Annotated in this window: 18 protein-coding genes; 4 read left to right on the plus strand and 14 right to left on the minus strand. The window is 61.5% G+C overall.

Annotated elements, in window-relative coordinates; genetic code table 11:
• Positions 1–61: 61 nt before the first annotated feature.
• Positions 62–1555: a glycosyltransferase family 39 protein gene (locus CO670_RS26660; protein ID WP_097592986.1), complete on the minus strand. Its 1494-nt coding sequence runs from the start codon at positions 1553–1555 to the stop codon at positions 62–64.
• Between the two features lie 172 nt (positions 1556–1727).
• Here CO670_RS26660 and CO670_RS26665 point away from each other — a divergent pair, with 172 nt between their 5' ends.
• Positions 1728–2690 carry a lysylphosphatidylglycerol synthase domain-containing protein gene (locus tag CO670_RS26665; RefSeq protein ID WP_097592987.1) on the plus strand — a complete coding sequence of 321 codons (963 nt, stop codon included), beginning with the start codon at positions 1728–1730 and terminating at the stop codon, positions 2688–2690.
• Here CO670_RS26665 and CO670_RS26670 read toward each other — a convergent pair.
• Genes CO670_RS26670 through CO670_RS26685 form a run of 4 tightly spaced genes read right to left on the minus strand, consistent with a single transcriptional unit; the run spans position 2658 to position 5000 of the window.
• Positions 2658–3899 carry an RNA polymerase sigma factor gene (locus CO670_RS26670; RefSeq protein WP_097592988.1) on the minus strand — a complete coding sequence of 414 codons (1242 nt, stop codon included), beginning with the start codon at positions 3897–3899 and terminating at the stop codon, positions 2658–2660. The genes CO670_RS26665 and CO670_RS26670 overlap by 33 nt on opposite strands.
• A gap of 10 nt (positions 3900–3909) precedes the next feature.
• Complete coding sequence (locus CO670_RS26675; RefSeq protein WP_097541753.1) at positions 3910–4269, minus strand: YciI family protein; 360 nt, start codon at positions 4267–4269, stop codon at positions 3910–3912.
• Positions 4270–4271: 2 nt separating this feature from the next.
• Entirely contained in the window at positions 4272–4631 is a 360-nt protein-coding gene (locus CO670_RS26680; protein ID WP_097592989.1) for a YciI family protein, read from the minus strand.
• Positions 4632–4643: 12 nt separating this feature from the next.
• Positions 4644–5000: a YciI family protein gene (locus tag CO670_RS26685; RefSeq protein WP_097592990.1), complete on the minus strand. Its 357-nt coding sequence runs from the start codon at positions 4998–5000 to the stop codon at positions 4644–4646.
• A 156-nt stretch (positions 5001–5156) separates the two neighbouring features.
• Here CO670_RS26685 and CO670_RS26690 point away from each other — a divergent pair, with 156 nt between their 5' ends.
• Positions 5157–5372: a hypothetical protein gene (locus tag CO670_RS26690; protein ID WP_097592991.1), complete on the plus strand. Its 216-nt coding sequence runs from the start codon at positions 5157–5159 to the stop codon at positions 5370–5372.
• Between the two features lie 9 nt (positions 5373–5381).
• Here the strand turns inward: CO670_RS26690 and CO670_RS26695 are convergent, their stop codons facing one another.
• From CO670_RS26695 to CO670_RS26715, 5 genes are all read right to left on the minus strand, one after another.
• Positions 5382–6884 carry an AMP nucleosidase gene (locus CO670_RS26695; protein ID WP_097592992.1) on the minus strand — a complete coding sequence of 501 codons (1503 nt, stop codon included), beginning with the start codon at positions 6882–6884 and terminating at the stop codon, positions 5382–5384.
• Positions 6885–6972: 88 nt separating this feature from the next.
• Entirely contained in the window at positions 6973–7152 is a 180-nt protein-coding gene (locus CO670_RS26700) for a hypothetical protein (RefSeq protein WP_088674541.1), read from the minus strand.
• Positions 7153–7357: 205 nt separating this feature from the next.
• Complete coding sequence (locus tag CO670_RS26705) at positions 7358–7654, minus strand: type II toxin-antitoxin system RelE/ParE family toxin (protein ID WP_097592993.1); 297 nt, start codon at positions 7652–7654, stop codon at positions 7358–7360.
• Positions 7651–7920: a CopG family ribbon-helix-helix protein gene (locus CO670_RS26710; protein ID WP_097592994.1), complete on the minus strand. Its 270-nt coding sequence runs from the start codon at positions 7918–7920 to the stop codon at positions 7651–7653. The genes CO670_RS26705 and CO670_RS26710 overlap by 4 nt, the downstream gene beginning before the upstream one ends.
• Before the next feature lie 66 nt (positions 7921–7986).
• Complete coding sequence (locus tag CO670_RS26715; protein WP_097592995.1) at positions 7987–8325, minus strand: DUF2147 domain-containing protein; 339 nt, start codon at positions 8323–8325, stop codon at positions 7987–7989.
• A gap of 442 nt (positions 8326–8767) precedes the next feature.
• Between CO670_RS26715 and CO670_RS26720 the strand changes: the two genes are divergently transcribed.
• Positions 8768–9037, plus strand: coding sequence for a sel1 repeat family protein (locus CO670_RS26720; protein WP_088674545.1), 270 nt, complete (start codon positions 8768–8770; stop codon positions 9035–9037).
• Positions 9038–9216: 179 nt separating this feature from the next.
• Here the strand turns inward: CO670_RS26720 and CO670_RS26725 are convergent, their stop codons facing one another.
• The 3 genes from CO670_RS26725 to CO670_RS26735 all read right to left on the minus strand — a co-directional run bounded on the left by CO670_RS26725 (position 9217) and on the right by CO670_RS26735 (position 11470).
• The gene (locus CO670_RS26725) at positions 9217–10329 is read right to left on the minus strand and encodes a pyridoxal phosphate-dependent aminotransferase (protein WP_097592996.1); all 1113 of its coding nucleotides are present in this window, start codon (positions 10327–10329) and stop codon (positions 9217–9219) included.
• 72 nt (positions 10330–10401) lie between these two features.
• A complete protein-coding gene (locus tag CO670_RS26730) occupies positions 10402–10833 on the minus strand; it encodes a pilus assembly protein PilZ (RefSeq protein ID WP_097592997.1) in 432 nt (143 codons plus the stop codon).
• Between the two features lie 235 nt (positions 10834–11068).
• Positions 11069–11470 carry a DUF2177 family protein gene (locus CO670_RS26735; RefSeq protein WP_097592998.1) on the minus strand — a complete coding sequence of 134 codons (402 nt, stop codon included), beginning with the start codon at positions 11468–11470 and terminating at the stop codon, positions 11069–11071.
• A 164-nt stretch (positions 11471–11634) separates the two neighbouring features.
• Here CO670_RS26735 and CO670_RS26740 point away from each other — a divergent pair, with 164 nt between their 5' ends.
• Positions 11635–12081: a host attachment family protein gene (locus CO670_RS26740; protein WP_097592999.1), complete on the plus strand. Its 447-nt coding sequence runs from the start codon at positions 11635–11637 to the stop codon at positions 12079–12081.
• Between the two features lie 62 nt (positions 12082–12143).
• Here CO670_RS26740 and CO670_RS26745 read toward each other — a convergent pair whose 3' ends face one another.
• Entirely contained in the window at positions 12144–13010 is an 867-nt protein-coding gene (locus CO670_RS26745) for a LysR family transcriptional regulator (RefSeq protein ID WP_097593000.1), read from the minus strand.
• Between the last annotated feature and the right edge of the window lie 4 nt (positions 13011–13014).

Genomic DNA, 13014 nt, shown 5'->3' on the forward strand with positions numbered 1-13014 from the left:
TGTCCGTCCGTTGCCAGCGGCCAATGCCGGTTTCCCCGCAATCGGCCGACTTGCCGCAGCGCTATTTCGCGCCTCCCTCCACCCAGGAGTAGCCGATGGAGAAGGTATGTTTGCCGTCACCGAAAAGATAGGGCAGCGTCAGGGTATTTATCTCTTTCAGATGAATACCCGATTTGACGAGATCGCTGGCGAAGCCGGGGGAAATGGTCGGATCATTTGCGGTTTCACCGCGCCAGACAACCAGCACCGGCCCCTTCGCCGTCGCATATTCGGGAACCCCGGGACCGGGGAAGAACGGGATCACGACGGGAACGTCGGGAAACTCCAGCTTCATGTTGCCCGCCACGAATTTGGTCCCGGCCACGATGAGAACCGGTTTGCGGGTCGCGGTCAGTTCGGTCACGTAGTTCGCGAAGGGGACGTTCGTTCTCGTATAGGTGCCGACATATTGAATGGCGACAATCCGCAGCAGCAGGATCGACAGGATGACGATCATGAAAACCGGCACAACGGGCCGGAAGCGTGCAAGGCCGGCGGAAAGATCGAAACCTGCCGTTTCCAGTTTCAGGAACAGATAGATCAGCAGGACGAGCAGGCACGGGTCGAGCCAGCGTTCGTGGATGTCGCTCGCGCCGGCAAAGACGACGATGCCGGCGAAGGCGAGCAGGCTGACAACCATCATCCGCTCGATCACCCGGATCATCGGATTGGACGAAGAGAGCGCCCGGAAGAAATCCCGCCGGAAAGCGGCCGCGAGGAGAACGATCGGCAATGCGACGAAGCCGAGGACGGCGATGACGAGGGACAACAGTCCCTGTCCGATGCGGGGGAGGCCGGCCGCGGCCTCATGCTCGGCGGTCATCCGCTCCAATGTCGGGGCCGAGGCGCTGACGAGGTTATCGGGCAGCCAGAGCGCATGCGGCAGAACGATCAGAATGGCGATGACGGCCGCCGGCAGCAGACGCCAGTCGAACAGACGGCTGCGCCATTCCCGATCCGGCAGGACGGCGATGAAGGCGGCAAACGGCAGGATCGCGAAATTATACTTGGAGATGACGCCTATGCCGGTGGCGATGCCGATAACGAGATAACTGCCGATCGTCGGCTGGCGCAGCGTGCGGAAAAAGCCGAAGAGGAAGAGCGAGGTCGCAAACAGCAGGGCAACCGTATGGGTGAGCTCGCGCTGCGCCATCAGGCCGACCTGCGGCAGCGTAATCAGGCTCAGCATGGCAATGGGCGGGAGAAGACGGCTCTTCAGCACCTCGCGGGCGGCCAGACCGTAGAAAAGATAGCAGCCGAAGAGAATAATGTTCTTCGGCACCGAGAGCGCCCACATCGTGATGCCGGTCACCGAGACGATGGCGTACTGGATCCAGTTGTAGAAGGGCGGCTGCGGGCCGTAACCGGCCAGAAGATATTGCGAGTAGAATGATTGCTCCGCCTCGTCGAGATCGAGCGTATGAGGCAAGGCGATGCGGAGCGCGATGTTCAGCAGGAAATAGACTGCCAGAAAAATGCTGGCGCTCTTGATGCTTTTGGTAATGCGCTCCAACATCGATCTCCAAGTCAATCCGGCAAGGCCGCGTCATCTGTCGGTCCGCCGCGCGGATCGCCGGCGTGAAGCGATCCCGCCATCAACTCCGCCGTTGTGCGCAACCTTCATTTCTCCTAAAACGCCGGGACGGAGCCGAGGCCCGTGCCGACGCCAAGCGAGGAATGCCTACTACATGAAGAGTTCGATCGTTGAAAGCCAGCAGTCCTGGTTTATGCGCAATCGCATGACGGCGCTGACGGTCGTAATTGTCGCAGCCTATGCGCTCTTCGTGCAGTGGTTCTGGGGCTGGCCCGTCATCATCAGCCAATGGGCCGATGTCGGGGCAGGTCCCGTGATCGGCGCGCTCGTGGCGCTGACGGGCACCTATTTCCTGCGCACCTGGCGCATCTACGACTATTTTCCGCAGGAGACCGCAGGCCGGTTCGCGACGCTCTTCCGCGTCACGCAGATCCACAATCTCCTGAACATCATGCTGCCTTTCCGGACCGGCGAAACCAGCTTTCCCCTGTTGATGCGCACCGAATTCGGCATTCCGCTGACGCGTGCAACCTCGGCGCTCCTCGTCATGCGGCTGCTCGACCTGCACGCTCTTCTGGCTGCTGCCGGCATCGGCTTTGCGCTCGCCGCGACCGATGCGCTCGTCGCTTGGTCGCTTTGGGCAGTCTTCCTGCTGCTGCCGGTCGCAGCCTTCGCCGCGCGCAAGCCGCTGTTGCGCATCGCTGCCAGGCTGCTGCCGGCAAAGGCGCAGAAATTCGTCGTCGAGATCGAAAACGGCTTGCCGCTGAATGCCGTCGCCTTTGCGCGCGCCTGGGCGATGACCATCGTCAACTGGCTGGTGAAGGTGATCGTGCTCGCATGGGCGCTCGGCCTGATGGGCGTCTTTCCCATGGCGGCAAGCTTCGGCGGTGCCCTCGGCGGCGAACTCTCCTCCGTCCTGCCGGTGCATGCGCCGGGCGGAGTCGGCACCTATCCGGCCGGCATCACCGCCGGCGCCATTGCGCTTGGAGCTTCGAGCGAGCGGGCGGCGCTCGCCGTGCTGGCGCAGGCGAGCGTCAATGCCCATCTGCTGATCATCGTCTCGGCGCTGACGGGAACGGCGATCTCACTGCCGCTCGGGCGTCGCGGCAAGCTCTGAAATCCGCTTCCTCAAGAATGCCTGCTCCGGCTCCTGTCGGCAGAGCGACAGCGCCGCCTCATAGGCCGCGATCGCCTCATCTCTGCGGCCGAGACGGCGCAGGAAATCGGCCCGGGCCGAATGGGCGAGATGATAGGCCTGCAGCTCCCGGCGTCTCAGAATGGCATCGATCAGTTCCAGGCCTGTTGCCGGCCCTTCCGCCATCGCGATCGCCACCGCGCGGTTGAGCTCGACGACGGGCGAGGGCTGGGCCGCCAGAAGAAGGTCGTAATAGAAGGCGATGCGCCGCCAGTCGGTTTCCTCGGCGCTCGGCACCTTCGCATGTTCGGCGGCGATCGCCGCCTGCACCGTATAGGTGCCGATCTCGCCCGTCCGCATCGCCTCGGCAAGGAGCGCCAGGCCTTCCGCAACCTTCGCGCCATCCCAGAGCGAGCGGTCCTGATCGGCCAGCAGCACCAGTGATCCCTGCTCGCCTTGACGGGCGCTGCGGCGGGAATCCTGCAGCAGCATCAGAGCGAGAAGTCCGGAAACGTCGGGATGCGGCAGCAGCGCCAGAAGCAGCCGCGCCAGCCGGATGGCCTCTCCGGTCAGGTCGGCGCGGACGATCTCGTCTCCCGAAGAGGCGGAATAGCCTTCATTGAAGACGAGATAGATGACGTGCAGCACCCGGTCGAGCCGCTCAGGCAGCGCCTCGCGGTCCGGCACCTCATAGGGGATGTTCGCGGTCCGGATCCTGCCCTTGGCGCGCACGATCCGCTGGGCGACCGTCGGCGCGGGAACGAGAAAGGCATGGGCGATTTCTTCGGTGGTCAAGCCGCAGATTTCCCGAAGCGCCATCGCCATCTGCGCATCCGCGGGAAGAGCGGGGTGGCAGCAGGTGAAGATCAGCCGCAGCATGTCGTCCTCGATCGGTTCCATCTCGCCGATCTCCGTTTCGTCGATCGTGTAGAGACTGTCCTCGATGTGCTGCTGCGAGGCATCGAAACGCGCTCGCCGCCGTAGCGTATCGATTGCCTTGAAGCGTCCCGTCGAAACGAGCCAGGCGAAAGGGTTGCCGGGAATACCATCCGCTGGCCAGGTTCGGGCGGCCGCGGCAAAGGCGTCGTGCAACGCTTCCTCGGCACGGTCGAAATCGCCGAGCAGACGGATCAGCGTCGCCAGGACCCGGCGCGATTGCGATCGGTAGATTTCCTCGATCACGCTTTCCAACGGGCGATCCTCACTCTGGCAGGGTGAGCAGCCTCACCGGACGCAATTCGATCGATCCGACGCGGACGCTTGGAATGCCCGCGACGACCTTGCGCGCCTCTTCGAGATCGGCGGCCTCGATGATGTAGATACCAGCCAGATGCTCCTTGGTCTCGACGTAAGGGCCGTCGGTCGAAGACAGAATGCCATGGCGCACTCTCAGGACCGAGGCGCTGTCGGGACCTTCCAATGCATCGGAATGGATCATGATGCCTTTACGCTGAAGCTCCTCGTCATACTGGAAGTGCGCCCTCACGAGCTCGTCGCCCTCGGCCTGACTGAGCGTGCCATCCATATCGGCGGGATTATAAATGAGGCAGACGAAGCGCATGGCTATTTCCCATCCTGGATGGAATAGGCCGGGCGGACCTCGATCGAGCTATATCTAAGGATTGGAAAACTGGACGCGATGGTCTTCGCCTCCTCGATATTCTCGGCTTCGATCAGCACGAAACCGCCGAGATGCTCTTTAATTTCGGCAAACGGGCCATCGGTCGCGGCAACTTCGCCGTTGCGCAGGCGGACCGTGATTGCGGTTGACGGGTCATGCAAGGCGAACGCTACCTGCAAATGACCGCTGTCGCGCCAGCGATTATCGCTAACGATGCACTCCTGTGTGAGCGTATCCCATTCGCTCTGGGGAACCAGCTTGCTTTTTTCCGTGTCGAACCAGATCTGGCATAGAAATTTCATCGGTCTCTCTCCTCATCGAACCGCGAATTCGTGGACGGGCCGCACTTCGATCGCGCCGAGCCTGGCGAGCGGGATACCGGCAGCAATGCGGATCGCATCGTTGAGATCCTTGGCCTCGATCAGAATGAAGCCGCCGAGCGCCTCCTTCGTCTCGGCGAAAGGACCGTCCGTCACCGACATTTCGCCGCTGCGCACCCGCACCGTCACCGCCGATTTCGGCGGCTGCAGCGCCTGGGCGACGATCATATGCCCGCTATCGGCGAGGTCCTTGTCGTAGTTCAGCGAATTGGCATCGAGCTCGGCCTTCTCCTCTTTCGTCATGGCGTCGAGTATCGCGCCATCGAACCAGACCTGGCAGAGATATTTCATCGCAGGCAGCCTCCTTTGCCGTGTTCCATATCCCTGGACGAACGATCTCCGCGCATTTCGACAGCGGTGGGAAAAAATATTTTGTGCCGGTCATGTGTCGAAAGCGCAAGGCAGCACTCGACAAGGCTTCATCGAAACCTGTCGAGGAGAACGGCAATGACTATTCTTGAAATCGCGGTGGCAAGCCACATCTGGGCGCGCCGCCATCAAAAGCGTGAGCTGGAGTTCCTCGAAAGCGATGGGCTGAAGGTTCTCTCACGCGCCGCTTTCGTCTTCGTCGCCTTCACCCTGCTGATCGCAGGGCTGAACGCTGCTGCCGGCAGGCCGCAGGCGGATGCGCAGCACGCGGCACCCGTCGTCGCAGGTAGATGAGGAAACGGCCTATTGGAAGGCCGTTTCGAAGAAGCTGCGCAGCTTGCGCGAATGCAGGGCTTCCGGCGGCATGGCGGCAAGCTTCTGCACGGCGCGGATGCCGATCTGCAGATGCTGGTTGACCTGCGTGCGGTAGAAGGCTGTCGCCATGCCCGGCAGCTTCAATTCGCCGTGCAGCGGCTTGTCGGAGACGCAGAGCAGCGTGCCGTAGGGCACGCGGAAACGGAAGCCGTTGGCGGCGATCGTGGCTGATTCCATGTCGAGCGCGATCGCGCGCGCCTGGGAAAGCCGCTTCACCGGTCCGCGCTGATCGCGCAGTTCCCAGTTTCGGTTGTCGATGGTGCCGACGGTGCCGGTGCGCATGATGCGTTTCAGCTCGAAACCCTCGTAGCCGGTGATTTCGGCGACGGCGGCTTCCAGCGCCACCTGCACTTCGGCGAGCGCCGGGATCGGCACCCAGACTGGCAGGTCGTCGTCGAGAACATGGTCCTCGCGCATATAGGCATGGGCGAGAACATAATCGCCGAGCCGCTGGCTGTTGCGAAGGCCGGCGCAATGGCCGAGCATCAGCCAGGCATGCGGACGCAGCACGGCGACATGGTCGGTGATCGTCTTGGCGTTGGAAGGGCCGACGCCGATATTGATCATGGTGATGCCGGCATGACCCTTCTTCTTCAGGTGATAGGCCGGCATCTGCGGCAGGCGGGCAAGTGTGGCATCCGTCTCCGGCACGCTCGAGCCGGGCAGGGTGACGATATTGCCCGGCTCGACGAAGGCCGTGTAGCCATCGCCGCCCTCCGCCATCAGCTTGCGGGCCCAGCTGCAGAATTCGTCGATGTAGAACTGGTAGTTCGTGAACAGCACGAAGTTCTGGAAATGCTCGGCATGCGTCGCCGTATAATGCGACAGGCGGGCGAGCGAATAGTCGATGCGCTGCGCGGTGAACGGCGCAAGCGGCGAAGGCTCGCCCGGCGGCGGGATATATTCGCCGTTGGCGATCTCGTCGTCTGTCGTGTTGAGATCGGGCGTGTCGAAGATGTCGCGCATCGGAACGTCGACGAAGGCGGAGGCCGATGCTTCCACATGCGCGCCCTCGCCGAAGGCGAAGTGCAGAGGGATCGGCGTCGTCGATTCCGAGACGACGACCGGCACATTGTGGCTCCTCATCAGAAGCGCCAGCTGCTCCTTCAGGTAATGCTTGAAGAGCTTCGGCCGGGTGACAGTCGTCGTGTAGATGCCGGGCGCCGTGACATGTCCGTAGGAAAGACGCGAATCGATATGGCCGAAACTGGTCGTTTCGATGCTGACCTGCGGATAGAAGGCACGGTAGCGCGACGTGATCTCGGCACCCTGCGCAAGTTCGGTGAAACTCCGGATCAGGAACGCCGTATTGCGCTCGTAAAGCGCCGTCAGGGTCTCGACCGCCTTGGCGGGATCATCGAAGCTCTGCGGCTGGAAAGGAGGTGGGGAGGATACGTCGAGTGGCGATAAAGGGGAGATTCGTTTGCTCATGACGCATTATAGAGAGTTGTTCTTGACAAGCAAACGACGCGCGCCGGCGGAGGCAGGATTATTTTATCGGCTGGCGTGTCCGAGCCGGTTACTGCACCGATGGCGCGCAGAAGCTGCCTTTGGTTTCCAGGCAGGTATAGGTCGCCCCGAAATGCGACTGCGTGCCGCCGCCGCCATTGTGCACGACAGCCGCCGAAAATGTGATCGCGAAGATCGCTGCAAACAGTGTGACGATGCTAAGGCGTCTTGCCAGAATATAGAGGTTCATTGCCTTGCCCCCGATACGCAACTTTATCGTGACAAGAGTTTTGCCATGCCGCGGCTGAACGAGTGCTGAGATGCCGGTTCATCCGCCGTTCAGCTTGCCGGGCGGGTTTTGGGCCGGCCGCGAAGGGTTCGAAACGTGCCGGGATCGAAATGCTTGGCCGGTTGGCGGCTGTGCAAGCGCTTTACGATACGCTCGTGTGCTTCGGCTATTCCTGGGCCGGCCAATCCCGCGCGGTGTGGATTATACGCAGGATGACGACGCATTCGCGCCCTGCGATCGACCGTAGCTCATAGGAAATTATGTAGGGAAGCCGAGCGAGGGATTTTTCGTAAGTGCCGGTCACTCGTCCTGGCCGGCCGGTTGCAAACTCCCCGAGTTTCTTACCGGCGTCTTCGATGGCGTCCACGACCCTTTCGGCCGCATCTGGGTTGTCTTTCGCAATGTACCGCAGAATTTCCAGATTATCCTGGTGGGCTTCCCTTGACCAAAGAACCGGCCTCATCCGCGCGGGGTTTTCCGACGCTTGGCATCCTCGATGATTTCACGCATTTCGGCGACGGCCTGCTCGTGCGGTACAAGGTGTCCGGCCTCCGCATCGGCCATGCCGCGCTTGATGCCATCGATGATTTCAAGCTCTCGCTCGACATAGGCCGCTACGGCCTCGCCGGCGAGGAACGATTTGCTGCGTTGTGTGTCGGCCGCAATCCTGTCGAGCTTTTCTTTGACGTCGGGGCGGACTCGAATTGTCATGGTTGTGCTACCAGCCATTTCGACAACTCCTGTGTTGAAATGTGTACAATCTAACACAGATTGGCGTTATCCGCCCCATGTTTTTCAGAGCCGCGTCCAGGTCTGCGTCTTGCAGAGGATCTTCAATACGCAGCCCTGCATCTTCAGCGAGTTGCCGGAAATCTTGCCCGAGCCGCTATAGGTCTTGTCGGCGGCCGGATCGGTGATCTCGCCGGCATAGCTGCCGCCGGTTCCCGCAAGCGTGCCGATCTTGCGGCCGCTATATTTGCCCGTCTTCAGCGTCACGCAATAACCGCCGCCGCAGGGCGCGATCGCGGCGGTTTCACCCGATGCCGTCTTCCAGTTGCCGATGATCGGCTCCTCGGCATGAGCCATGCCGGCGATCATGGCGATGGCGGCTGTCAGAACAAAGCTGCGGATCATCTTTTCCTCCCTGATGTCCTCAATCGGCCGCGAAAATAACTGACGCGAACGTAAAGGTAAATATGCGTGGTGATCATCTTTGCTGCCGGGAATTCAGGGACAGAGATGCGTTTGAAGGGCGAATAAAGATATCGCCCGCTGATTTCATGATGAATGATCCCTTTATTTCCAATTCTGAATCCTTCGTAAAATCCAAGCGAAAATCCTTAAAGCCCAGGGAATCCGATGTTTAACAAAAATCCAATTTTACCAAGCGTTTGCACTTTGTTTGTCTCAAATTAATCATGCATTTTAGGCGTTTTTTGAAAGCCGTTTGGCATAGTGAACCCATCAAACGAGCGGGGCAAACCCGCCGGACCGGAAGGGCTTCAAGCCGCGATAGACGGCAGGGCCCGAAGGTAAAACAGGGTAAGTCGTAAACAGGCTAACAGGGATAAAACCGATGGCACGCTTTGAAATGCACAATGCTGAAACGGCCACCATGGGTGGCGACAACAACAGCGCCGATGTCTTCTGCGAAATGGGTCTGATGTATGCGACCGGCCGCGGCTGCGATGTCGATCTCGTTGCTGCCCATAAGTGGCTGAACATCGCCGCGATCAAGGGCAACGACCGCGCCGCCGAGCTTCGCGCCGACCTAGCCGCGACCATGAACAAGATGCAACTCGCAGCAGCGCTGCGTGCCGCCCGCGAATGGATGACGGTTCACTGAGATCGTCTGACATTCGACAGGAATAACAACCTCGAAAGAGGGGGCTGGCGGGCCGCTTTCGGTGGGCCGCGCCGGGAGAAGGAAACCGCGGCCGGATCCTCCACCGGCCGCGGTTTTCCGTTGAATTATCGGCATGACACCGTCCGAAAATCGCTCACACTTTCCGGCATCACGCTTTATCAGCCGATCTTTTTCAGCACCTGCGGCAGCGCTTCCTCGAACAGCACCATATCGGCTTCGGGCCCGACGCTGACGCGGATGCAGCGGTTGAGGGGCGCTACACCTGGCATGCGGATGAAAACGCCGTGCTCCATCAGGCCATCGACGATGGCCCGGGCATGAACGCCGTCGCGGCCGGCGTCGATCGCCACGAAATTCGTCGCCGACGGCAGCGGCTGGAGGCCGTTTGCCCTGGCGATGGCGCCAATCCGCTCCCGCCCCGCATGGATTTTTCCGACGACCTCGATGAGATAGGCTTGGTCCTTCAGCGCTGCGAGCGCGGCGGCCGTCGCCAGCCGGTTCATGCCGAAATGATTGCGGATCTTGTCGAAGGCCTGCGCCGTGCCGGGCGTCGAGATGACATAGCCGGTGCGTGAGCCGGCAAGTCCGTAGGCCTTGGAGAAGGTGCGCGTGCGAATGACGTTCGGCAGTTCGATGAGCGAGGCGATCGACGGCAGTGAATCGGCCGGTCCGGTCTCGCTATAGGCCTCGTCGAGCACCATCAGCGTTGTCTCCGGCAGTGCCCGGGCGAAAGCGACGATGCTGTCTGCATCCCACCAGCTTCCCATCGGATTGTCGGGGTTGGCGAAATAGACGAGCGGCGCGTTTTCGCGCTTGACGGCATCGAGCAACCCGTCGAGATCCTCATGGTCCTTGGCGTAGGGAACCGTCGCCAGCCGGCCGCCGAAGCCTGCGACATGGAAATTGAAGGTCGGATAGGCGCCGAACGAGGTGACGACGGCAGCGCCCGGCTCGATCACCAGCCGGACGATCTGGCCGAGCAATTCGTCGATGCCGCCGCCAATGGCGATATTGGCGGCGGTCACGCCGAGATGGGCGCCAAGCGCTTCTCTCAGCGCGAAATTTTCCGGATCATTGTATTTCCAGACATTGCCGGCCTCCTCGCGCATCGCCGCCAGCACCGAAGGGGCCGGGCCGAACCCGTTCTCATTGGCGCCGATGCGTGCAAGCACGGCACGTCCCCGCTGGCGCTCGATGGCCTCGGGACCGACGAAGGGAACGGTGGAGGGCAGGGCGCTGACAAGCGGCGTGAAGCGCGAAAAGGCGGACATGCGGAGGCGGTTTCCCGGGCAGATTGACGGTCGGCGCAACAATAGGCCCGGGTGCGGCCAAGGCAAGCAAGATTATTTCTGCAGCTCGAGGGTCGCCGGCGCTGAGGCGCGGAAGATCGGCGCGCGCTTGGCCTCGAGCGCCTCCATGTTGCCGATGAGGAAATCGGCACGGACGACGCGGCGCAGAACTTCGGGGTCCATGATGTTGATGAACCGCACGCCGATCCGTTCCTTGTGCCGGTAGACTTCGGCGCATCCGATGCGATAGGCAAGGCCGAGGATATTGAGATAATAGTGTTTCGGCAGGCCGACGGCGGTCGAGACGATCAGCGTCGCGCCGCCCTGTGAGATGTCGATGATCTCGGCGCTTCGCATGGAGACGCCGGTCAGGCACGGCCGGACGGCGACGATCCGGGCGGGTCGCTTGACGTGGAACTCTTCCCAGCGCAGGTCGTAAACGGCGGATTTGACCGTGGCCAGGTGTGTAGCGCGGAGCATAGTCATTCACATTCTCCGTCAGTCAGGACGCATGGGGTTCTTGATTTCAAGCGGGGGCCTTGAACCCAAGCAAATTGGTCTCGATCCGATCAAGCTTCATCTCGATCTCAAGCCAAGGTCACATGAATGTTTTGCGCATTCGTCAAATATAAAATTACAATTTTAACGAGTTCAAACTTTGTGCTTTAGCGGGACGCCCGATGTGCGTTATCGGGACGGGCTTTCATCTCCGCTGCTCGTTTCAGCCGATGATTCTGACGGCGAAATAGCCGGCGGCGGAGGTCAGCGCCGTCAGGGCCGTGCCCCAGGCCATATCCACCAGACTGATCGTCAGCGGCCAGTTGCGAAGCGTGGCAAAGTTGGTGATGTCGTAGGTGCCGTAGGCCGCCAGTCCCAGAATGGCACCGTAGACAAGGGCTGTTGTAACCGATCCTGCCGACAGGCCCGGCAACACCGCCAGTATGACCACTGCGGCGGCGAAGAACAGGTAGAACAGCGCTGCGACCGCAAGATTGGGCGAGGGCAGCAGCAGCTCTCCCAACTGGTCGCGATAGAAATTGCGGGCGACGAGGCCAAGCCATATCCCGTCGCAGACGAGAAGCGTGAACAAGGCGCCGGCATAAGCAAGAAGTGCTGTCTTCATCGTCGTCGATCTCCCTAACCTGTCTTTCTACGCAGCAAAGGCCGGCCGGATCGCCGCCCGATCGAATTCGGGGCGATTTTTCGAACCCTTTCAACGGCCGGGCGTTCTGCCTTGATCGATGGCGCGGGGCGCGCGCTTCGAACGATGACAGTGAGGAATTGAAGATGACCGACGTCAGAGTCCCTCGGGAATCATGGGTCGTAGTCTGCAACGGAGCCAAGGCTCTGATCATGCAGAACGCAGGCGATACCCAGCTGATGAACCTGAAGGTACTGGAAACCCTGAAGCAGCCGTGCGAACCGGATCGCGAGATCGGCACCGACAAGCCCGGCCGCAGCCATGCCGCCCACAGTCTCGGCGGCAGCGCCGTCGAGGAGACCCATTGGCAGGATCAATCCGAAGCGCAATTCCTGAAGCACGTGGCGGAGAGGCTGGACGAACTGGTGCATGAAAAGGATGCCCGCCGCATCATCCTCATTGCGCCGCCGAAGGCGCTCGGTGTGCTGCGGCCCGCGCTCAAGGCCGATACGCAGGCGGCGATCTCGGCGGAACTGGCGAAGGACTATACCAACATGCCGATCGACGAGATCGAGCGGCGTCTCGCCGCCTGAGGCGATCGATAAGGTGAATCAGAACGCGGGCCGAGCGGTCCCGCGTTTTTCATGTTCCGATATCACGCCGACGGCGTCTTTCCGGCAAACAGGTCTTCATGATCGGCAAACAGCGTCGCCAGGCGGTCGATGACGGTCCTGACCTCCGGCCGTTGCCGCTCGTCGTCGTGCGCGACGATCCACATCTCATAGGTGAGGTCATCGATGACAGGTCCGGCGCGCACGAGCTTGCGCTCCTGATCGCCGATGAAGCAGGGAAGGACGCCGCGGCCGGCGCCTCCGCGGATGAGATAAAAGAGCATATGCGGAGTGTTCGTCCAGCTGGTGATCCAATAATCCGGCTGTTCAAAAGTCCACTTGTCCGCCGGCGTAATGGCGATATCGGTGCCGAGCGAGATCCAGTTGCAGTTGGCCTCGTCATAAGCGGCCGCCTGGTAGACCGCATGCGCCACCCTGACCGAGCGGCGGATCGCGACGTTGCCGCTCTCCGGCCGGCCGTGGCGGATGGCGATATGCGCTTCGCGATAGGTGAAATCGGCGCCCGCGTCACAGGTCTTGTAGCACATGCGGAAATTGTCCTTCGGCGTCCAGACGCTGGCCAGATGGTCGGCGATGAAACGCGAGGTCCAGCTGTCCACGACCGTCGACACGATCGGCAGCGTCAATACCTCGCCGCGCCAGTCGGAGATCGCGCGCGCCGCATCCTGCATCAGTCGGACGCGGTCGAGCAGCTCCTGTCCGTCCTTCGCCAGCAGATAGCCGGTAGGGCCGCGGGTGAACAGCGAGCGGCCCGTCACCCGTTCGAGCGCCAGCATGCGCCGGCCGATCGTCGGCGCGCTGAGACCGGTGCGCGCCGCCGCCGCCGAAAGCCCGCCGCCGGTCGCGACATGGAAGAAGAGTTGGAGATCGTCCCAGCTTGCGTCTTTCATGGAT

Source organism: Rhizobium sp. J15, from assembly GCF_002531825.1.
GTDB lineage: Bacteria > Pseudomonadota > Alphaproteobacteria > Rhizobiales > Rhizobiaceae > Rhizobium.